The 21222-nt window shown below is 47.7% G+C and carries 16 protein-coding genes; 3 read left to right on the top strand and 13 right to left on the bottom strand.

Annotation, left to right across the window (positions count from 1 at the left end; translation table 11 throughout):
• The first annotated feature begins 304 nt into the window (after positions 1–304).
• On the top strand, positions 305–1909 hold the full coding sequence (locus C4S39_RS07510) for an ABC-F family ATPase (protein WP_103966407.1): 1605 nt from the start codon (positions 305–307) through the stop codon (positions 1907–1909).
• Positions 1910–2158: 249 nt separating this feature from the next.
• Here the strand turns inward: C4S39_RS07510 and C4S39_RS07505 are convergent, their stop codons facing one another.
• The 5 genes from C4S39_RS07505 to C4S39_RS07480 form a co-directional block, all read right to left on the bottom strand.
• The gene (locus C4S39_RS07505; protein WP_219817931.1) at positions 2159–2554 is read right to left on the bottom strand and encodes a hypothetical protein; all 396 of its coding nucleotides are present in this window, start codon (positions 2552–2554) and stop codon (positions 2159–2161) included.
• Between the two features lie 453 nt (positions 2555–3007).
• Entirely contained in the window at positions 3008–3814 is an 807-nt protein-coding gene (folE2, locus tag C4S39_RS07495; RefSeq protein WP_103966405.1) for a GTP cyclohydrolase FolE2, read from the bottom strand.
• A 66-nt stretch (positions 3815–3880) separates the two neighbouring features.
• Positions 3881–5725, bottom strand: a complete 1845-nt coding sequence (dxs, locus tag C4S39_RS07490) for a 1-deoxy-D-xylulose-5-phosphate synthase (protein WP_103966404.1) — start codon at positions 5723–5725, stop codon at positions 3881–3883.
• Positions 5726–5767: 42 nt separating this feature from the next.
• Entirely contained in the window at positions 5768–6661 is an 894-nt protein-coding gene (locus C4S39_RS07485) for a polyprenyl synthetase family protein (RefSeq protein WP_103966403.1), read from the bottom strand.
• Positions 6651–6905, bottom strand: a complete 255-nt coding sequence (locus C4S39_RS07480) for an exodeoxyribonuclease VII small subunit (protein WP_103966402.1) — start codon at positions 6903–6905, stop codon at positions 6651–6653. The genes C4S39_RS07485 and C4S39_RS07480 overlap by 11 nt, the downstream gene beginning before the upstream one ends.
• An 847-nt stretch (positions 6906–7752) precedes the next feature.
• Between C4S39_RS07480 and C4S39_RS07475 the strand changes: the two genes are divergently transcribed.
• On the top strand, positions 7753–9150 hold the full coding sequence (locus C4S39_RS07475; protein WP_103966401.1) for a sigma 54-interacting transcriptional regulator: 1398 nt from the start codon (positions 7753–7755) through the stop codon (positions 9148–9150).
• A 27-nt stretch (positions 9151–9177) separates the two neighbouring features.
• On the opposite strand, the gene C4S39_RS07470 is transcribed toward C4S39_RS07475, so the two are convergent.
• From C4S39_RS07470 to C4S39_RS07435, 8 genes are all read right to left on the bottom strand, one after another.
• Positions 9178–9969, bottom strand: coding sequence for an amidohydrolase family protein (locus tag C4S39_RS07470; RefSeq protein ID WP_219817930.1), 792 nt, complete (start codon positions 9967–9969; stop codon positions 9178–9180).
• Complete coding sequence (locus C4S39_RS07465; protein ID WP_181023781.1) at positions 9966–11414, bottom strand: dipeptidase; 1449 nt, start codon at positions 11412–11414, stop codon at positions 9966–9968. The genes C4S39_RS07470 and C4S39_RS07465 overlap by 4 nt, the downstream gene beginning before the upstream one ends.
• A gap of 188 nt (positions 11415–11602) precedes the next feature.
• Complete coding sequence (locus C4S39_RS15290) at positions 11603–13987, bottom strand: peptidoglycan recognition protein family protein (RefSeq protein ID WP_181023780.1); 2385 nt, start codon at positions 13985–13987, stop codon at positions 11603–11605.
• Between the two features lie 23 nt (positions 13988–14010).
• The gene (locus tag C4S39_RS07455) at positions 14011–15132 is read right to left on the bottom strand and encodes an aminotransferase class I/II-fold pyridoxal phosphate-dependent enzyme (protein WP_103966398.1); all 1122 of its coding nucleotides are present in this window, start codon (positions 15130–15132) and stop codon (positions 14011–14013) included.
• Between the two features lie 5 nt (positions 15133–15137).
• On the bottom strand, positions 15138–17285 hold the full coding sequence (locus C4S39_RS07450) for a hypothetical protein (RefSeq protein WP_103966397.1): 2148 nt from the start codon (positions 17283–17285) through the stop codon (positions 15138–15140).
• A complete protein-coding gene (locus C4S39_RS07445) occupies positions 17282–18643 on the bottom strand; it encodes a hypothetical protein (protein WP_219817929.1) in 1362 nt (453 codons plus the stop codon). Before C4S39_RS07445 ends, C4S39_RS07450 begins: the two co-directional genes overlap by 4 nt.
• Positions 18644–18649: 6 nt before the next feature.
• Positions 18650–19351 carry a hypothetical protein gene (locus tag C4S39_RS07440; protein WP_103966396.1) on the bottom strand — a complete coding sequence of 234 codons (702 nt, stop codon included), beginning with the start codon at positions 19349–19351 and terminating at the stop codon, positions 18650–18652.
• A 36-nt stretch (positions 19352–19387) separates the two neighbouring features.
• Entirely contained in the window at positions 19388–20095 is a 708-nt protein-coding gene (locus C4S39_RS07435) for a hypothetical protein (protein ID WP_103966395.1), read from the bottom strand.
• 566 nt (positions 20096–20661) lie between these two features.
• On the opposite strand from C4S39_RS07435, the gene C4S39_RS07430 reads away from it, so the two are divergent.
• Complete coding sequence (locus tag C4S39_RS07430; protein WP_258039342.1) at positions 20662–21132, top strand: hypothetical protein; 471 nt, start codon at positions 20662–20664, stop codon at positions 21130–21132.
• Positions 21133–21222 lie beyond the last annotated feature (90 nt).

The following is a 21222-nucleotide window of genomic DNA, read 5'->3' as shown; positions in this document are numbered from 1 at the left end:
CATAATATCATCTGAAAGTATGAGGGAAACTTTAAATAACTCATGGTGCCATTCCGAACGCAGTGAGGAATCCTTAACGATCAGCTCAATAGATTTCTCGCTTTGCTCAAAATGACACTGGTTCTGAGTTTCCTTAGATCCCTACCCTAAAACTCTATATTTGCAAAGCATACCCCCCAGCCCCCGTTTCGTGCAATTGATCGTCGAATTTGTGGATCAACATTCCTCATAACACAGCAGACCCGATGAAAAACGTTTAGAATATGCGCCCCTTTCTTGCAACCATCATCCGCAGGTATCCACTTTGATTACAACCGCTAATATCACCATGCAATTCGGCGCTAAGCCACTATTTGAAAATGTTTCCGTAAAATTCGGCGGGGGTAACCGTTATGGATTGATCGGCGCGAACGGTTGCGGCAAGTCGACGTTTATGAAGATTCTCGGGCGGGATCTGGAGCCGACGTCCGGTAATGTCGCGGTTGATAGCGGCGAGCGGGTGGGCAAGCTGCGGCAGGATCAATTCGCGTTTGAAGATTGTCTGGTGATCGATACGGTGATGATGGGACACGCGGAATTATGGCGCATCAAGCAGGAACGCGATACCATTTACGCCAATCCGGATGCCAGCGAAGATGACTATATGCACGCCGCCGGACTGGAATCCGAGTTTGCCGAGCTGGATGGGTATTCTGCCGAAGCGCGCGCCGGGGAGCTGTTGCTTGGCGTCGGCATTCCCTCTGACCAGCATCAGGGATTGATGAGCGCGATTGCGCCGGGATTCAAGTTACGCGTGTTATTGGCGCAGGCGTTGTTTTCCAATCCGGATATCTTATTGCTGGATGAGCCGACCAATAACCTCGATATCAATACCATCCGCTGGCTTGAAGATATCATCAACGCCAGCAAGAACACCATTATCATCATCTCCCACGATCGGCATTTTCTGAACAGCGTGTGCACGCATATGGCTGACCTGGATTACGGTGAACTGCGGATTTATCCCGGCAACTACGACGACTATATGACCGCCTCGACCCAGGTGCGCGAGCGCATGTTGGCCAATAATGCCAAGAAGAAAACACAGATTGCCGATTTGCAGTCTTTTGTCAGCCGTTTCTCCGCCAACGCATCGAAAGCCCGGCAAGCAACCAGTCGTGCGCGGCAGATCGAGAAAATCAAACTGGAGGACGTCAAGCCATCCAGCCGCCAGTATCCTTTTATCCGCTTTGAAGTGGATGACAGGGATAAGCTGCATCGTCTGGCTGTTTCCATCAAAGCAATCGGTAAGGGTTTTCCTGGGTTGGATAAACCTTTGTTTGATCATCTAAGCATCGACATCGAAGCCGGCGAGAAAGTCGCCATCATTGGCCCTAACGGCATCGGAAAAACCACGCTGCTGCGATGCCTTGCCGGTGATCTGATGCCGGATTCCGGTGAGATCAAATGGCCCGATAAGGCGCGCCGTGGTTATTATGCACAAGATCATGCGGCTGATTTTGAGGAAGAGCTGTCATTGACCGAATGGATGGATCAGTGGCGGCAAGGCAGTGATGACGATCAAACGATACGCGGCACCTTGGGCCGGTTACTGTTCTCCGGCGATGACATCAAAAAATCCACCCGCGTGATTTCCGGTGGAGAAAAGGGTCGCATGCTCTTTGGCAAGCTGATCCTCCGGAAACCGAATATTCTGCTGATGGATGAACCGACCAATCATCTGGATATGGAATCCATCGAATCACTGAATAGCGCACTGGAGAAATTTACCGGCACGTTGATTTTCATTTCGCATGACCGGGAGTTTGTTTCTTCACTGGCCACGCGGATTCTTGAAATGAAACCGGATGGGATTAATGACTTCAAAGGTAATTATGAAGACTATCTTAGATCGCAGGGGATTGATTGATTTATAGTGCTCTGCAATTTCCCGTTGGTTTTATATATTTGTCTTGCAGGCCGCTTCTCAACCTTTCGCTTGTGCGCGAAGATCTCAGACAAAAGCTTTGCAATTGACCGCTTTTGTTGCTTTTGGGTATATTGAGTCGTCTTTTCCTTTTCAATTTTTTCCACTATTCCGGCTACGGAAACCTGATCTCTTAATAGAAAGACCGAAAATAGATTCGCTCACCAGTCATTTTGAATGCTAAGGCGCTAATTACGAAAAAAATTTAATCAAATGACTATGAAGTGAAAATTTAAGTACTGAAGTGACACCTAGCGCAAGAAACATAAAAAGAAGAATTAAAATAAACAACATATCACCAGCCCCATGAAATCCAGGAGTGACATTTCTATGAACTTCCCTCCATTGCGGCGGAAAATCATCATCAATTAGGTATTTCCTGAGAATGTTGATGCGGGATGAATACAGCAGTAAGTAATATAGAAAAAAAATAAAAACAAAAAATGCAAAAATCAACAACGGGAAAATGTATAGGGATGCGCTCTGTGGCTCATCTTTCGTTGCCATGACCCCGGCAATAAAGAAACCCATAATAGTGATATACCAAGATACACACTTGTGGTGAAATTCTTTGTAATACTTTTCCATATCCTCCACAGATTTACGATCGGCATTTTTTTTATGGTTTTCGAACATAGGCTATTAATTATTTAATTATGATTAATAATATTTCTCATAATCAGTCGAAAGGAATTCTAATTTCTGATAAAACCGTAAGCGCCTTGATCGGCATGCAGATCTCTCAAACACAGTGGCAAATAGCGGCTGCGCGCTCTAATGATCAATTGCCTAATCACTTCGGCGCTATGCCTTCAAGAACAAACCCGATTCCTCATTATTACTTCGAATCGAGATCTTCAGAAAACAGGAGAAATTCCATTGATGAAATACATTACCCGGCGTATGGATGCCAAATTTTTTGAAGCCGCTTATTCTTACTGAAAAAAGGCGGTCAGTGTCTTCTGGGAGTTTTACTGACCTGATAAAATTTCTGAGGTTGCAAGAGCCTGCTCTCAGTGTAGTGTAACCACCACGCTGTTACTACCTGCGCTGTTTCTTGTCGCTCTCAATCAACGCATACGCGGAATGGTTATGAATAGATTCAAAATTCTCCGACTCCACGACATACGCATCAATCCGTCCATCATGATTCAGAACTTCCGCAATATCTCTTACGATATCCTCAACAAACTTCGGATTATCATATGCCTTCTCGGTTACATATTTTTCATCCGGTCTTTTCAGCAAACCGTAAAGCTCGCACGATGCATTATTCTCAGCAATCTGGATAATATCTTCAATCCACACAAAACTGTTTGTGCGTACAGAGATGGTGACATGCGAACGTTGATTATGCGCGCCATAATTGGATATCTTCTTGGAGCAAGGGCATAGACTGGTGACAGGAACGACAACTTTCATGGTGAATAGATATTCACCATTTTTAATCTCTCCAATGAATGTCACTTCATAGTCCAGTAAGCTTTTTACTTGTGAGACAGGCGCCGACTTATTGACAAAATAAGGAAAAGTCATTTCGATATGACCCGAATCCGTCTCCAGTTTCGCAATCATTTCCTGCAGAATGATTTGAAATGACTCTACCGAGATTTCCCGCTCGTGACTATTCAGGATCTCAACAAAGCGGGACATGTGTGTCCCTTTGAAATTATGCGGCAGATTAACATACATGTTAAAAACCGCCACAGTATGCTGTACACCGTCATCTTTATCGGCCACGACTACAGGATGGCGGATCGCTTTAATCCCAACCCGGTCTATCGCAATACGTCGGGTATCCAATGAGTTTTGCACATCGGCAATTGGCATATCTATATGTTTATTCATATTTTCTCCTGCACGACCAAGTGGTCCTGCTAACAGTACATCAAGCAATTGATCAATTGTTAATGATTATTCAGGCAATACTGCCCGTACTGATTTGATGATACCACTGCTGTCCAGTCCGCAATCTGCAAGCATCTGTGCATGATCGCCCTGTTCAATAAAAATGTCTGGCAATCCAAGCTGCAGTACGCCAACTTGAATTCTCTGACTGTTAAGCGACTCTATGACAGCACTGCCGGCACCACCCATCACGGTATTTTCTTCCACGATCACCAGCAAATTATGATCGGCAGTCAGCGATGCCAAAAGATCATCATCCAGCGGTTTGATAAAGCGCATATTAACCACTGTGGCATCCAGTTCATCCCCCGCCGTCAGGCAAGGCGCCAACATGCTGCCAAAAGCCAGCAGAGCAATTTTTTTCCCTTGACGCCGGATTTCTCCCCGTCCAATAGGCAATGCTTGCATCTCCTTTTGAACCTGTATACCCGGTCCAGTTCCCCTGGGATAACGAACCGCTGTTGGCGTATCCAGCTTAAAGGCGGTATACAGCATTTGCCTGCATTCATTTTCATCAGCAGGCGCCATCACGGTCATATTTGGAATGCAACGCAAATAGGTTAAATCAAAACTACCCGCATGCGTGGGTCCATCCGCTCCGACCAAGCCGGCCCGGTCGATGGCAAACACCACAGGTAAATTCTGAATCGCCACATCATGAATCAATTGATCGTAGGCACGTTGCAAAAAAGTTGAATAAATCGCCACAACCGGTTTTAAGCCATCGCATGCGGCGCCCGCCGCGAATGTGACCGCATGCTGCTCGGCTATACCCACGTCAAAATAGCGCTCGGGATATTCTTCGGAAAAACGAACCAGTCCCGAGCCTTCACGCATCGCCGGCGTCACACCGATCAGACGGGAATCCTGCGCTGCCATGTCACATAGCCAATCGCCAAAAATTTGTGTATAGGTAGGTTTGCCATTTGATTTGGCCACGATCCCTTTTTTCGGATCGAACTTTCCCACGCCGTGATACAAAATGGGATCTTCTTCCGCCACCCTGTAGCCCGCACCTTTACGAGTCACTACATGCAGGAACTGCGGCCCCTCCAGCTGCTTGATATTTCCCAGGGTAGTAACCAATACATCCAAATCATGACCATCGATCGGTCCAATATAATTAAACCCGAATTCCTCAAATAAAGTACTCGGGGTTACCATACCTTTGACATGCTCCTCCGCACGCTTGGCCAATTCCAGTACAGTCGGAACAACCCCTAATACCTTCTCACCCGCACGCCGCGCCGTCGCATAAAATCGTCCTGACATCAGCTTGGCGAGGTAATTGTTAAGCGCTCCCACCGGACGGGATATTGACATATCATTGTCATTCAGGATAACCAGTAAATTCGCGTCCATCACGCCAGCATTATTCAATGCCTCAAATGCCATCCCCGCACTCATGGCACCATCGCCAATAATCGCGATAGCCCGCCGATCAGTCCGGTTTAGTTGTGCAGCAACCGCCATGCCCAACGCGGCACTGATCGAAGTACTTGAATGCGCGGTACCAAATGCGTCATATTCACTTTCATCCCGGCGCGGGAAGCCGGCCAGACCGTCCTGCATGCGTAATTTATTCATTCCATTGCGACGGCCTGTCAGAATTTTATGCGCATACGTCTGATGTCCCACATCCCAAACCAATTGATCATGAGGTGTATTAAACACGTAATGTAACGCAATGGTTAATTCAACTGTGCCTAGATTGGAAGATAGGTGCCCACCGGTTTTTGCGACTGAATCTATCAGAAAACTTCGTAATTCTTTAGCAAACTGCGGTAACTTCTTCTGATCCAATTCTCGTAATTGGAAGGGTAAATTTATGGTATCTAACAATGGATACATTCAATGCCTGAAAATAAAAGGGTGTAGAAAAAATTCCTGGAATCAGAATTTACGTTTAATTATAAAATCAGTTACCTGACGCAGCCTTAGCGCAGCTTCCTTGAAACCATCCAACGCTTGATAAGCATCATGCTGAAGTTTCTCAGCCAGCTCGCGTGCCTGACTGATACCCAGAATACTGACATAAGTCGGTTTATTATGCTCCGCATCTTTCCCAGCGGTTTTGCCTAATGTTGCCGTTGTTGCCTCAGTATCCAGCAAATCATCGACCACTTGGAATGCCAAACCGACACACTTGGCAAAATGATCCAGCTGAGCCAGCTGCTCATCACTCAAACAGCTACCGCACCGCGCTCCCAGCATCACCGCAGCACGAATCAACGCGCCGGTTTTATGGATATGCATGAACTCCAGTTCTGGCAAACTGAGCATCTTACCGACACTATCCAGATCAAATGCCTGTCCTCCCGCCATACCCCGGGAGCCTGATGCCGATGCCAGCTGCGCAATCATCTGCAGTTGCGTTCCGGGCATATCCGCCAGCGGCTTTTCCGCCAGCAATTCAAATGCAAGCGTTTGCAGGCTATCACCCGTCAGCAAAGCGGTAGCTTCGTCATATTCGATATGACAGGTAGGTTTTCCCCGCCGCAAAATATCGTCATCCATGCAAGGCAAATCATCATGTACCAAAGAGTACGCATGAATCAGCTCCACTGCAGCACCCACCACTGTTATACGTTCAGAATCGGCAGCGACCAGCTCACCCGCCGCAAATGATAATAATGGACGCACTCGTTTCCCGCCACCCAGCACCGAATAGCGCATGGCTTTATGCAATCGCTCAGGAACACAATCGGCAGCCGGCAATCTCGCTTCCAGGAATGTTTCGATACGTGCCTGACAACTACCCGCCCAACTCTGAAAATCAGGATTCATTGCTATCAGATCGGTTAAAGTTTTTTAACATTCCGGCTTCAAGCACACGCACTTGCTGCTGCGCGCCTTGTAATTTATCTTGACAATATTGCAATAATTCCGCGCCACGCTGATAGGCTGAAAGCGAGGCCTCCAATGTCATTTGTCCTGCCTCCATGGCCGCCACTATTTTCTCAAGTTCGGCGGATGCCGCTTCAAAACTCTCGGGTTCGATTGAAACGACATGTTTAGATGATTTGGTCATAAAAAAACTTTAGCCAGCAAATAAGATACTGATAAAAATCATAGGTGATTCTATTACAAAAAACAGATAAAAATAACGCAAGAAGCACTATTAGGTCAATGCAAATTTTGGGCTTGCAATAGATATCACTGCTGTAGGTTAACAATAATCAGCTAAAAAACTAAATAAACTTCTGGCATGGAGAATAGTCATTGCTTTGTCAGAAACTAAAATTCACTTCTAAAAGTCTGGCAGACTCCTAGTTGCGCGCTCAATCAAATATTGCACTGATTAATAAAGAATAATTTCTTAAGAGCCTACACTCCAGTCATTCAACGAATGATTCTATAAATTGAATTGAGTGTGATTAATATCACAGCGGATTAAATGATTCAGTAATATAATTATTCTTGAGGAGTGGAGCAAGCATATTGAGATGTGGATTTGTTGCCAATTCAGATTAAAACCGGATTTTCATTAAGTTTATAAGATTACAGCATATTCGCTCAACCCACCTTCTATTGAGTGTCCGAAACAAGATTTTATTGTTATTACTGAATGAGAATATAGATTAACCAGTTCATTTCTTAATAAAGTCATAAGGTAACAAAGCACATGATTTTTCTTCAAAATAAAGGTAATTTACTTTAGAATGAAATCACATGCATGGCAATCAACCACCATGCAATGAAAAAATAATTGCTTGAACAACACTTCAATAACAACTTGCTGAATACTAGTAAAAAATAATTCGGCTGATCAAGAAAAAACAAGTATAGCGATAACTGACTGCAAGCAATTATCTAACATTAGAAGAGCCTTTTGGTATCTTTGTAGATTTATTTCAATCAGTTCATTGCTTAATACTATGGATACTTTCTTTAATGATATATCTGTACCAATCACCGTCTGGGTTTGGGGCGCCGGAGAATACTCGGAAAAAACTATCCATAAATTCGTCGATCTCTTGACTCAGCATAGTATTGCAGTACAAGAGTACTGCGTACCTTGCAGTCACTCCGGCATCGTCTTTAGCAACAAAGTAACCCCAGAACTCTGCGAACAGTTATGCGAACTTAGCCACAACGGTCAAATACAAGTCCTCGCCTGTTGTCAAGAAGCCATTTCTGGAGAGGCCATCTGGCAGTTAATGGAAGCAGGAGCATCTGACGTGCTGGTTTGTACAAAAGATAACCTGATCATTCATGAAATCGCCGCCCGCCTCCGCCGTTGGGAATCCATCAATCATTTGTTCAATTCTCCACTCGTTCAGAACGCATTGATCGGTAAAAGCCAAACTTTACAAACCATTCTACGCCAAGTGGTGGAAGTAGCCCATTTCACCAATGCATCCGTTTTAATTCTCGGAGAAAGCGGCACAGGCAAAGAATTACTCGCCAATCTCATACATACGCTCGACAATCGTCCCGATAAAGGCGAACTTGTCATTCTGGATTGCACCACCATTGTGCCGGAATTATCAGGTAGCGAATTTTTCGGCCATGAACGGGGTGCGTTCACAGGAGCCGCATCTTCACGGGATGGGGTATTCGCGCTTGCAAATGGCGGCACACTTTTCCTGGATGAAATTGGAGAATTATCACTTACAATGCAAACTCAGCTTTTACGGGTAATCCAAGAGCAAACTTACAAGCGAGTCGGCGGCAATGCCTGGCAACGCACGTCATTCCGACTAATTTGCGCTACCAATCGCGATCTGATGGCACAAGTCCAACGCGGTGAATTCCGCGCCGATCTCTATTACCGGATTGTCAGCTATATCTGTCGGTTACCGCCTCTGCGCGAACGATCTGAAGACATTCTTCCGCTGGCGAATCATTTCCTAAAAAAAAACTGCACGCACCAAGATGCTCCCATCATCGATAAGTCCGTTCAGGAATATTTGTTACGCAGGGAGTATCCTGGTAATGTGCGTGATCTCAAGCAGGTAATTGCGCGGATGCTGTGCCGCTATGCTGGCGAAGGCCCTATTACAGTCGGCTGTATTCCGCCAGATGAACGACCGGTCTTATCTGAAGATTGGAAAGAATGGCGCGATATGAGTTTTGAGCGGGCAATCCGCATCGCGCTTAGCCGCGGCGTGGGACTAAAAACTATCAGCAGAAACACGGAAGATACCGCAATTCGTATCGCGGTCGACGAAGCAAACGGCAATTTGCAGCGGGCTGCGCAACGTCTTGGCGTAACCGATCGCGCCTTACAGTTGCGCCGGGCAGCAAAGCGCCAGGAAAACAGCGAGTATTGATTACGCCATCTTAGTCTGCGGGCTTTATTAGGAAAAAGCGAATTGCACCGCGTTTTGCCTTTCGGATAAAGCGGATGGCCGATGCTGCCGCACGGTATGGATTAATTTTTGCAAGTTAGTTCCCAAAATCAGTTTTTCTTGCTGTGGCGAAAGACGTAATGCCTTAATTTTTGCCAATTCAATGCCTGGATGAAGCCATGGTCCATCCGAGCCAAACAAAATCTTGCCCGCTCCGGCACGTCTCACCGCTTGTTCCAGCAAATCAAAACGCCGCACACCAGCAGTATCCGTATAGATATTCGGATGACGAACCAGATAATCAATGAGGCCCAATTGTGCACACCAATCGTCGGCAAAGCTGCCAAGATGGGGAATAATGAAGTTGACATCAGGGTATTCCTGCGCCAGCAGCTCACAAACCGATATTTCTCCCACCACATCGTAAAGCACCGGCAAAGCGAAAGCCCTTGCCACATCACAGATTTCTCGGGAAATGGGCGCATCATGGCGATGCACTTTGATCCCGGCAAATCCATATTGTCTGACAGCGGTTTCGATCAATTTATGCACCCGCCCCCGGTCTCTTGCCGCATGTACAAATGCAAATCCATAAAACCTGTCCGGCTGGCTGGCTACAATCTTCGCTACTTCTTTATTGGCAGCAGCGTAGTCCGAATGAAATGCGGCAAATAAAACGCTGCGCTGAATTCCTGCCGCGGTGGCACGGCGCAGATAATCCTCTAATGGCGCACGGGTATCCCAGGGTCCGGTAAACCCATCGCCGCTTCCGGCATGACAGTGGCAATCTATGATCATCATGACCTCCTAAACGTTACAGTGTTTCGAATATGCTGACTGTCATCCCGTCTGACAAGACTGGCATGTTGTCCCTGTCCTATTGCTGTCAAAAACCGGATGCTGGTCTCAATTCCATTAAAAAAATTGGGCAAATGAAATTTTTCATTCGGTCCGTGAATACCGTCGTCTGGCAAACCAAAGCCCATCAACACAATAGGCAGATGCAGAATTTCCTGAATCAGACCCGCAACCGGAATCGTTCCACCATTCCGTAAAAATACCGGCGCTGTCCCGAATCCATGACGATAGGCGTGTGCCGCAGCAATAACAGCAGGATGGTTGCGGCTTATCAGCACAGGCCGGGATGATGCGAAAGTACGAATTCGTGTCCGCATACCCGTCGGCGTAATCTGTTCGACATATTCACGGAATAACCGATCAATTTCCTGCGGATCCTGGTCTGGTACCAGGCGGAAGTTCAATTTGACCAGACCATGTGTCGGAATAGCCGCCTTAACACCGCCACCCTGATAACCGCCATGCATGGTGGTTACCGTGATAGCTGGGCGGATCGTGGTACGTTCATATAATGAATAATCCCGTTCCCCCCAACCCATTGCCGCTCCGGCATCTTGTAATACTTTTTCATCAGACGGTCCAACCCTTCTCATGTAGGCACGCTCCTTCGCATCCCATCGGCGCACGCGGTCATAAAAACCAGGAATGGCTATATGCCCAGTCTGATCATGCATTTGCGCAATCATTTCACACAGTGCTTGCAACGGATTATGGATAGCGCCGCCCAACACGCCCGAGTGTAATTCCCGCTTTTGCCCGCTAATCTCCAACTCTAGACTGATTGAACCTCGCAAAGCATAAGTGATGGCAGGTTGACTGACGGAAGGAATCTGCGTATCGGAAATCACAACACAATCAGCGGCAAGAATCTGCCGATTGGCGATCATGAAAGCAGGCAAATTGGGGCTGCCAATTTCTTCCTCGCCTTCAAACAGGCACTTGATGTTAACAGGTAATTCCCGACCACTCCGAAGCAACGCTTCAAATGCCTTGACATGTGTAAAAAGCTGCCCCTTATCATCCGAAGCGCCTCTACCATAAAGATCATCCCCCAGAATAATTGGATCGAATGGTGGCGAACGCCATTCGATCCGCGGCTCAGCCGGCTGTACATCGTAATGACCATAAATCAGTACGGTGGGTTTTCCCGGCGCATGGCATTTCTCCGCGTAAACGACGGGATGGCCGCTGGTAGGAATCACAGCCACTCGTTCCATACCGATTTTTTTCAAGTGATCAGCCAGCCACGCCGCGCAACGCTGGATATCACCCTTATACTGCGGTTGCGCGCTGACGCTCGGAAAGCGCACAAACTCTTTCAACTCAAAGATAAAGCGTGCGCGCCTGTTCTGCGTATAAACAAGTGCATCAGTTGAGATATTTAGCACGATAATTCATATCCGCGTATCTCTCAGGATATCGACTAATCGCGAATTCTAATGAAAACAAGGCCGACTTGACCGCTTTGCTTCTGAGCGCCCCACCAGCCTCGAATGGTAATATCCTGAAGTTTAATATACTTATCATGATGCCCGCCTTTTATCATAAGATTGACACAGATAACGAGATTCTGACTTTAAGCAAAGATTTCTTCACCAAGTTCAGGTTGTTGTCTTGTTTTTCCCCACGTCCGCCAAATATCAGATAGGGGATTGCCGCTACCGATTTTAAAATTTGGCCCGCCATCCCGTAAACCCAGATTATTAACAGCCCATTGACCTACGTGATACCAAATATCCGGACCCGGATCGTTTGCACGACTTGCACTGGATTGTCGATGCGCCAAAATATGGGTAAGGCCCATATTTTTAACAAGGTAACGCACTAAGCAACGCCCAGCCTTGATCTGTTCGGCAGTCAGAATCCCTTGAGGTGATGCGCCGTTCGGATAAACATACCGCTTGCCCCTTATATCAGGAAAATTACCTGAAAATTCAACAGCTACACTGCCAGCATTAAACCCATTTGAGGCATTAAGGTAGGCTGCCAATGGATGCAATTGCAGTATCTGCCCGTTCGGCTTGATTACAAAATGTGCAGTCACGCTATCATACCGGTTTGGTGGCGTATTTCTTTGATTGCCTGCAGTCTGATGCAACACCAGTGCGTATACTTTACTCATATCGCGCGGCTTTCCTTTGCGCTTATCTTTAGGCGTAAAACTTGTGCGATCTTCGATGGGTGTACAATCAGTCAGCATATCGGCAACCCCACTGGAGAGCTTACGAGCTCCCGTGCTAATGGAGTTCCATACATCACCAAGAAACGCTTCCTGACCGGATTGCCCTGGTTGAATACTGTTGGTGTACCATTCATTATTAATCGTACCGTTTACTTCTGAATTTCCTCTCCGAACAGTTGCAGAGAGATTTGGCACATGCATCCGTGTTGCGGCCATTAAGGCGGCATTTGCAATAGCTTCGGGATTGGCATGCGGATTGGCCAAAGCTGCTTGTCTGGCTGCTGTCGCTGCAATGCGCACAAAACGCCGCGCCATTTCCAGTTCTGCTTCTTCTGCAGGAAAACCGCTGAATTCAAGCTCCAGCGCTTTACTGACGGCCGTTCCGATGGCACCACCGATAGCCGTACCAACGCCCGGTATTGGAATAAACGATCCTAGCGCTTTGCCAACAATCGGCAATGCAACCTTGCCAATCGCTTTCAAACCTTTACCCAATGCGGGTAACACTTTCTTACCGACGAAACGGCCAAATTTCTTCAATCCTCTCCCGATTCCCTTGAACATCTTACCGAGAAATAGATCCAGTTCTTCTTCATTGGAAATGGCCAATAATTCGGCGGCGAGTTCAAGCTCTTCCGCTTCGCTGAAAGGATACTCCAGTTCCCATACTGCATTCTTCGGTAGGATCAAACTACCGGAGCCGCTGGCTGGAGCTGCCACTGGCCCTATTCTTTGTTTCCGGACATCCATGGGGCCGGCTGCAGCATAGGCTTTTCCAAGATTTTTAGCTAAAGGCTTCGGCAGGATGTTGGCAACCTGAATCTGGTCGAGTGCCTTGATTGGAACAATCGGTTCCTTATGGTGCGGCAGCATCATTTTTCCAGATCGAATCAAAGTACGTGCAACCAAATGCTCTATTACAGAGCCGCAACCACGAACAGGGCATGCACCGCTTGCTTGTATTTTGGCCAGGTAATATCCAACTTTCCCCGGATACATCGCTCGTATATCCTGGTGAGTTTTATGCCCAAGTCTTTCCCGAAAGGATTGATCAATCGATTTTCCAACTTTCAGGATTTGGGTGATTATTTTTTTGGTTTTCCCGCCAACAGTTCTTCGTTCAAATAGAACAACAATATACACACCCACATCACCATGAATCCGATCACGCGGGCGCTTCTGGATTTCCTCCCAGGTATACAACTTCGTCTTTTCATTGCTGGGTTGCCAAGTTAACCAGGCGACAAACCCGGGTTCTTTGCTATACGATTCAAGCTCAGAATTCTCCCCGGCATTTTGTCCGGCACAAGCCGCCTTTAATGCATCTTCGGTATCCGGCCCGACGATGCCGCTTGCCCTTAATCCTTGCTGACGCTGAAAATTCCGTACAGCCTTGCGTGTTTCCGGTCCCATAATTCCGTTCACCGGAAGTTGTGTTCCCGCCGCTTGATTCAGGCAATCCTGCACCCAGCGGGTGCGTTCTGAGCCGGATGGCTCCGGTTCACTGGAATAGGGCTCGCTCGCAATCGGATAAGGTTCATAGACAGCGCTTCCAAACGGTCGCCGCAATCCCTTCAAGGTAGGTTTCGGCCTCGAAAGTGGTGGACGTTTGACACCCTTTGGTCTCAAACCGGAGCGAATGCCAGGTCGCAAACTACGACTTCTAGGTCCTGCAAATGAGCGGCGGATTCCTCGTTCGCTTTCCACTGCAAACATTTCTCCTGCAATTTCGGGAGCAAGTTTTAATGGTATGGTTTCAAAGCTCAATTCTTGATTCATGATTCACCTCTCGCATGTAGTTGTCATTTTATGAAGCCAGAATACGCTGGCTTACTGCTGCGATTTGCAGCCCTACTGATAATGCGTGTCAATGTATTTAGTATATCGATGCAATGATCAATTTCTCCGATGGTATGTCGCGCTGTAATTAAAAAACTCAGCCGTGCTTCGCCGTTATTGCGAGGCCGTGACAATACCGTTTGAACACCTTCCCGGGACAAGTATTGGTGCATTCGTACCGCGGCGTCTCCAACGATTCCACGCAAGATTTGAACAGGAAACCAGCCGCCGCTGGAATCCCAGCCGATAGCCTTCAGTCCTTTGCGGAATTGGGCAACCCGTTGAGCCAACCTGTGCCGCAATACATTACCGTAGAATTCGTTCACCTTCAGCGCATGAGCGGCAGCGTGAATAACCGCAATCGACGGCGGACTGCCATGTACCCGGGTATCGCTGGTCGTTTTAAAGCGTTTGACCAGTTTATTGCTGCTCGCCAGAACCGCTACCGGCACACCGAAACCTTTTGCCAGTGATGAACCCACCACGATGTCCGGTCCAAAGTTTCCGCCCCGGCGCAACATACCGCCACCGCCTTTTCCATAAGGACTGTGCCATGCCGGAGACTCCCCCAGAATTCCCAAAGCTTGGGTATCATCCAGCACCAGTAAGCCACCAAAACGCCTCACAATCTCCAGATAGTCACCAACCGGCGCGGCATGACCGCACACCGGACAAAAACCATCGGCAATCACCACCGGATATTTCTTCCTTTGCGCATGCAACTTGATTTGCGCCAACAACGCTTCAGGATCGTGATGCCGGAAAATGTAAATATCACCACCTTTGGCACGAAACTGCTCCGCTCCCCAGCGAGCAATCGCATAAGCGCCCTCATCCAGAAACAATACCGCCGGCTGGCGGTGCAGCATGCCAAATAAATCCCAGAACAGATGCAATGTGGAAGGCAACAAAACACCTTGCTCGCATCCTTGTAACTGCGCCAGTTTTCCCGCCACTTCCTCGGCACCGGGGGGTTCGGCAAGCACTGCCGGAACCCCCAGTGTCAGTTGTTGCCAGGGTTGCAAAAACTGGCTCGGATGATGCAATCCGAGATAGAGCGCCGAGGTGAAGTTGATCATGGCCATGCATCTCACATCGCTCGTTGCTGACTTGCCAAACGTTTTTGCAACAATACTGATGGCAATGTCGAATCCACGGGCACATTGGCAGTCAAATCGACCGATAGATCAACACCGGTTGCCGCACGGTAAGCATGGATGTAACCCTGTGTCTGCGGACGGAAAAACCGTGCCCAATTGAGCGCTTTGACAGGCTCGAATTCATCGCTCCAATGGCCCCAGCGGATGGAAAGCAAAAGCTGCTCGCCGAACATGCCCAGGTTACGGAAATGCAGCACGCTGGTATCGGTCCAGCCTTGCAATTTCTTCATGGCGTCAACGCGATCCATCCAGGGCTCAGGATAAGCCACCATAATGCGCGTCGGCAACAACTCCCGGAACTCCGGTCGAGCCAGCAACCATTGCTGCATCAGCATTTCGATGCGCGCAGTCGACGGTAAATCGCCAAACTGATTGTGCGCCCCTTGCGAAAGAATCAAATGTATTTCCTTGAGGGCATTGAGCACCGGGAAGGCATCGGCCTTGATCGTAGTATCGTCATCCTGTTTATAGAATACGCTACACAAGCGCAACAAATGATGAAAAGCCTCCAGGAATTTCGAACGCGTGTCGGCAGGTCGGAAATTCTGCACCGCTTTGCCTTCCAGGTGCAATCCGTAATGGTGATCATATTCGTAATTGCGCCGATTGACCGTCAAGCGGTGTTGTTCATCCTGGATGTAACCCCAAAGCACATTATTGAGCGGGCGTAATGGATCCATTTCCAGATTGACTAGCGGATCACGTGCGGATGAACGCACATTCTGGAATCGCCGTGTAATGGTGTTCGTTGTTTGTACCAGCATGCCTTCTTCGTGCCAGTAAGACCAGATCAGTTCCAGCAGACAAGGATTAGCGAGTTTCTCTTGCAGCAACCCAAAACATTCGTCTGCGTCGCCGATTGGACTGATATCTTCGAATGGCTTAATCTTGATCGGAATGTCGGGCAACTTACGACGAATAACGGCTAGATATGGCAGTACATCACCATTACCATCGATACCTACTAGATAATCATTGTTGAAAGCCTGACTCAAGCCATTCGGGGGTACTGGTAGATCGCGACGATTCAAATAAGCCTCATCTCGAGCAGGATCAAATGGTTGTAAATCATTGCGATGAACACCGCAATTCACCATTACGAAAGCTTCCGTAGCCGCCTTGATGACACGATAAGCATCAGAATCTGTAAAAGGCAAAAAACGATTCTTCAACAATTTATCCCGCCACATCCTGTTCTTTTCTTCATAGCGGTCAGTTTCAAATTGGCTTAATTCTCGTGGTGTTTGCTTGCCACAGAAGATCCAATCCATGAAGCTCAGATAATTATTGAATGAAAGCGCCTCTGCATTGTTACGAATACCTGCCCAAAACGAAGTATCTTCTGTAAAAGAAGTCTCTGTACGCGTCAGGCTGGTCGTAGTCCTGGCATCGACATTCAATACACTTCTCCTTACCATGCTTTCCAAACCCGCGGTTATTGACGAGCCATCATCATTCTGAAGAAATGCCCGCGCACGCAAAAGACCATCCATGCCAGAGGTGTTAGTAAATGGTGCGTCAACTATCCGCTCATTGCCATTCACGACACTTTGGTATGCGGACAGTCTTCCCTGATCGGAGAATAGCTTGATCGGAACATTTCCCAGCACGGCGTTATGCGAAACTTGCAGAGAAGCTGGCTGACCTGCCAATATGCCCTGACATGAAAGATCTTCAAACCCTGGACCACAAGTCACAAGCCGCATCGAGAGATATACTGGAACCTTGAAGTTGATATGCTTGATACAATTACAACCAATTTTGAAAGGTTCTTGCAGTTCATCGCTTGACTGACATTCTTTACCTACTTCCTTTTGAAAACCAAAAGCATTCTTGAAAGCTATGCCATATTCGTGCGCATCTCCACCTAAAAGCACGAACTCTACATAACCTTTTTCGTCGTTGATTTGTGGTTCTATATCTAATTTCTTCCATTCGCCGGATATCATTTCGAAGACACTAATGTTCGCTCCCTGAATCGGACTCTGGGATTCTCCCGAATCGCGTATGGAAACTCTGAGCGTGCCATTGCACTGCTCTTCGCAATTCTGCAATTTTTTGGATTGTTTTGTACTCATGTCATTCTCCTGAGTGAATAGTTAATAAAACGATTTCGTTGATAGTAATTTGCAAGCCAAGGCTTAGGTTGTTCTGATCGCATTGAACAGGCCGCAGACACTGCCAAGGTGCTGCGCAGCGCCCAGTGGGTTAGCAATTTCCCGAGCAAGGCGCTTTCCTGCTCCGGACTCATGCGGCCGTCGGCACGTGCTTGGCCGATCACGGCGAAAGCCAGTACCGGTGATGCGCGATACATTCTCACTGGCTCCTGCCGCCACGCTAAGAACAGTGCCTGAAGACGGTGCGGCTGGCGATTTTGCACCTGCAAAGCTTCAGCCAGGCTGCGCCCGCGCAGGCTTTCAGGACGGTGATTGATTAGCAGCGCTACAAAACCAGGTAAAGTCGCCTGCAATGCCTGATAATTCTGCCGTTGCGCGGCCTCCAATCCGTCCAGCGGATAGTAGGATTCCCATAATTGGGCCAGGCGTTGCCACTGGGGATGCGGATAAAGCGCTTGCCCGATCGCACAACTCAGCTTGACACGGATCCATGGCGCCGGATGCGGATCATCTCGATTCAAGCGGAATACAAAAGCGCGTGGTAAGCTGACCACACCCATCAATCCCAGCGTGGAAGCAATACCAATGCGAGCAACAGACCAGAAATCGGCGACGATTTCTGAAATCCACCGTTCCCACAATGCCCAGGTGGTGCTATAGGCTCCACTGCCCCGTTGCATGCCCTGCAAAACAGGCCGCAAGGAATTCACCAGGTTAAGCAGTGCGGCCGACTGATGCCCTACTTCATGGATCAGGGAAGAAGCGATACCGCTGCCCACCATGCGTTCCCGGGGAACACGAATCACCGCTACCGGATTCTCACCGCCACCTGGCAATCGTGTTCTTGCACGGCGGATCGCCGCGCCAACACCACGATCGAGATAACAGATAACTGGCGGTACTTCGTAATAATGCCCCGGAATAGCGAGTGCATCAGCCGATACCACTTCAAGACCGGAAAGCCACACACCGATTTCATTTTCGCTGCGCTGCGTGAGTGCATCGTTGAATAAATCAAATTGTGTCAGTACCGCATTGAATCTCAACCGCAGCAGTGAAAACAGCCGCTGTGCATGGGCGGGCGTTGCCCTACGGCCAGATGGTCCGCGTAACCAAGCAATGTAACGCTGAATCATCCTTCTCAGTTCTCGCCGCCCCTCCATCAAGTAACGCTCGATGCCGATTTGCGCTGCCGGTAACAACGATGCCGCTGGCAGCATGGTTTCATGCAAAGCGAAAGGCTTGATGCGTTTCAACCGGGTCAGCAAAGCACGAGCTTCTTGCTCGAGCATCCATGTGGCGTAAGAAGCGGGAGCCATGACAGGCTAAGCTCCAAACAAAATGATTTTGTTTCCGCGTCGCATCCAGCGGCCGCTCATGGCACCCCGTCCGCAGGAGGGACACACGCTGCCTGACGCAGCTAGCGCTGCAGCCGGAGTACCGCGAACCAGACCTGGAGCAAGTCGACGGGCGGCTGCCGCTACCGCCGATTGTGCAACTACTCTGGGATTTGCTCCCTGCGGTGATATTGCTGCATTTTTTGCAGCCGTTCCGGCAAACTGAACGAAACTTTTGGCAGCTTCGTATTCCTGATCTTCATGGCTCAATCCCTCCAATTCGAGGCCAAAAATCCGCCCTGCGGTTGAGGCCACCTGGCTGCCCATCTTGGCACCGCCACTGCCGCCAAAATAACCGCCAATGGCACTACCCACCATGGGCAAAGCTTGCTTGGCCGCGCCTTTCAACAGTCCGCCGAGCTGCTGACCTACCGGGGATTTGATAAACTTCCCGGCAACTTGACCCGCCTTCTTAAGAAGACTACCCAAGAATCGATCCAGCTCTTCTTCGCTGCTGACCTCCAATAACTCGGCGGCCAATTCCACCGCTTGCGCTTCGCTGAAAACACCGGTTTCTCCACCCCATTCGGTTTCACCATATTCGCCGTATTCTCCAAATTCGTATTGCTCATGTTCATAATTTTCCAGCTCAGGGTTGCTTTCCAGTTGTGTACGGTCTATATCGTGCATGTTAGTTCTCCTCGTAAATACGTTTATAGAAACGGCTTAGCAATTGACGATGACGATGTTGCGGCCACGCCGGAACCATCGGCCTCCGCGCCCTTTACCTGGCATAGCTGATGGCATGGCAGATCTCGATCCTGAGCCTAACAAATTGGGTACATAGACTTGCGCAGCTTTATTAGCGGCCGTTTGCGCAGCACTGCGCGGATCAGTGGCAGGAGGGGTTGACACGGCATTTTTCACAGTATTCGCGGCGAATCGCACAAATTGTTTTCCGCCTTCAAATTCGCGATCTTCTTGATTAAATGCTTCGAGCTCCAGCCCAAGCGCATTTCCTGCTGCGGAAGCCAGGCCACTGCCAATCTTAGCGCCCAAAGGTCCGCCAAAATAAGCGCCCAGTGCACCACCGGCAATCGGCAATGCTTTTTTGGCAACCCCCTTGAGCACGCCACCCACCGCCTGACCGATGGGAGATTTCACTACTTTGCCCAAGGCGCTGCCGGCTTTCTTGATCAATTTCCCGAGAAAACGGTCAAGCTCTGCTTCATTAGTAACTTCCAGAAGCTCAGCGGCAAGTTCCATCACTTCGCCTTCGTTGAATACTTCCCCCCATTCCGCTTCGCCATACTCGAATTGCTCATACTGCTCGCCTTCATATTGCTCGGCTTCATATTGCTCGGCTTCATATTGCTCGGCTTCAAAATTGCTCATTTCCGGATTGAATTCAAATGTATTTTCACTTTGATACATGACATAGCCCTCCACTAATTTATAACTCTCTTCGTACACAAACTAATTTAAAAAAACTTGTATTAAATTAGCGTCGTACGCTCTCGTCGGGTTAATCGGTTTAATTCCGATCTCCTTCATATTGATATAGGCAAATAGCGTGCCAAAGAATCAGGAGTAGAATTCACATGACAAATAAATTACAATATATTGAAAATAAAAAGAAATTTTAGAAAAAATCGACATGGCAAATAAAAGAAAAATATCAGCTCAACGAAGTTAATTTCGATAAAGGAGATTGCTGCATCTTCGTAGGCGAAAAATTTTTCGCCTACGAAGATGCACTATTGGTAAAAAGGGAAATGGATGAAAAAAATAGCTACCGTTTGAATGATTGCTACTTAATGATTGCTACTTATCAGGCACAGATTGCATAAGGAAAACAGCTTATAGCAATACGCTTATAAATTTGGACACTTACGAAATGCTTATATTGATCCATGCGCTTTACTATGGCAAGATACGCCAATATATTGCGCCGCATGTGGAATATTTTTGTTACATAACGAATTTAACTAGAGACAGCCTTGGACAAAAACATTAATCAAATTGCAGCATATTTTGAAACCATGCCACTATGGCCATTTGTATTATTTGGCTTATTAGGAATAGTAGCTATCATGGTGGATATTATTAACCGTAAACGCCGTGCCCTGGCCATCGATAACTTTCGTTACACGATTGAAAAGGAGTTTTCCGATATGTATCCGGAGCATAAACGCTGGCCAAGAAATATTAACCATTACCTTACAGCCCGTTTGCCGGAAATGTATCATAATTTTGAAGTACTACGCATATTCATTCCACAGGATCGCTTGCTGAGCTACAACATGGATTGGAATAAATTTCGTGATTTCTGCCGTAATCTTACCGATGAAAGGATTGCCGCGGCCGAACAAAACTCCACGGCTACCCATCAACCTGCCAGCACCGAACTCGATCCCAAGATAGAATTTCATCAACTAATCTCGAACTTACTCAAGCATACGCATATTTAAAAATTCTTAATGGATCTATCAAATACAAATTAACAGCAGATTGATTTTTAATTAATTAATTAAGATTATTCGAATTTGTACAGAAACATT

Source organism: Nitrosomonas ureae (assembly GCF_900108305.1).
Taxonomy (GTDB): Bacteria; Pseudomonadota; Gammaproteobacteria; order Burkholderiales; family Nitrosomonadaceae; genus Nitrosomonas; species Nitrosomonas ureae_B.
The sequence above is the reverse complement of the archived record's forward strand: the minus strand, read 5'-3'. Positions and strand labels throughout refer to the sequence as shown.

Bases quoted from the DNA above. Each gene is read 5' to 3' on its own strand.
- C4S39_RS07505 (WP_219817931.1), bottom strand. From the start codon at position 2,554: ATGGAAAAGTATTACAAAGAATTTCACCACAAGTGTGTATCTTGGTAT.
- folE2 (WP_103966405.1), bottom strand. From the start codon at position 3,814: ATGAATAAACATATAGATATGCCAATTGCCGATGTGCAAAACTCATTG.
- dxs (WP_103966404.1), bottom strand. From the start codon at position 5,725: ATGTATCCATTGTTAGATACCATAAATTTACCCTTCCAATTACGAGAA.
- C4S39_RS07485 (WP_103966403.1), bottom strand. From the start codon at position 6,661: ATGAATCCTGATTTTCAGAGTTGGGCGGGTAGTTGTCAGGCACGTATC.
- C4S39_RS07480 (WP_103966402.1), bottom strand. From the start codon at position 6,905: ATGACCAAATCATCTAAACATGTCGTTTCAATCGAACCCGAGAGTTTT.
- C4S39_RS07475 (WP_103966401.1), top strand. From the start codon at position 7,753: ATGGATACTTTCTTTAATGATATATCTGTACCAATCACCGTCTGGGTT.
- C4S39_RS07470 (WP_219817930.1), bottom strand. From the start codon at position 9,969: ATGATGATCATAGATTGCCACTGTCATGCCGGAAGCGGCGATGGGTTT.
- C4S39_RS15290 (WP_181023780.1), bottom strand. From the start codon at position 13,987: ATGAATCAAGAATTGAGCTTTGAAACCATACCATTAAAACTTGCTCCC.
- C4S39_RS07455 (WP_103966398.1), bottom strand. From the start codon at position 15,132: ATGGCCATGATCAACTTCACCTCGGCGCTCTATCTCGGATTGCATCAT.
- C4S39_RS07450 (WP_103966397.1), bottom strand. From the start codon at position 17,285: ATGAGTACAAAACAATCCAAAAAATTGCAGAATTGCGAAGAGCAGTGC.
- C4S39_RS07445 (WP_219817929.1), bottom strand. From the start codon at position 18,643: ATGGCTCCCGCTTCTTACGCCACATGGATGCTCGAGCAAGAAGCTCGT.
- C4S39_RS07440 (WP_103966396.1), bottom strand. From the start codon at position 19,351: ATGCACGATATAGACCGTACACAACTGGAAAGCAACCCTGAGCTGGAA.
- C4S39_RS07435 (WP_103966395.1), bottom strand. From the start codon at position 20,095: ATGTATCAAAGTGAAAATACATTTGAATTCAATCCGGAAATGAGCAAT.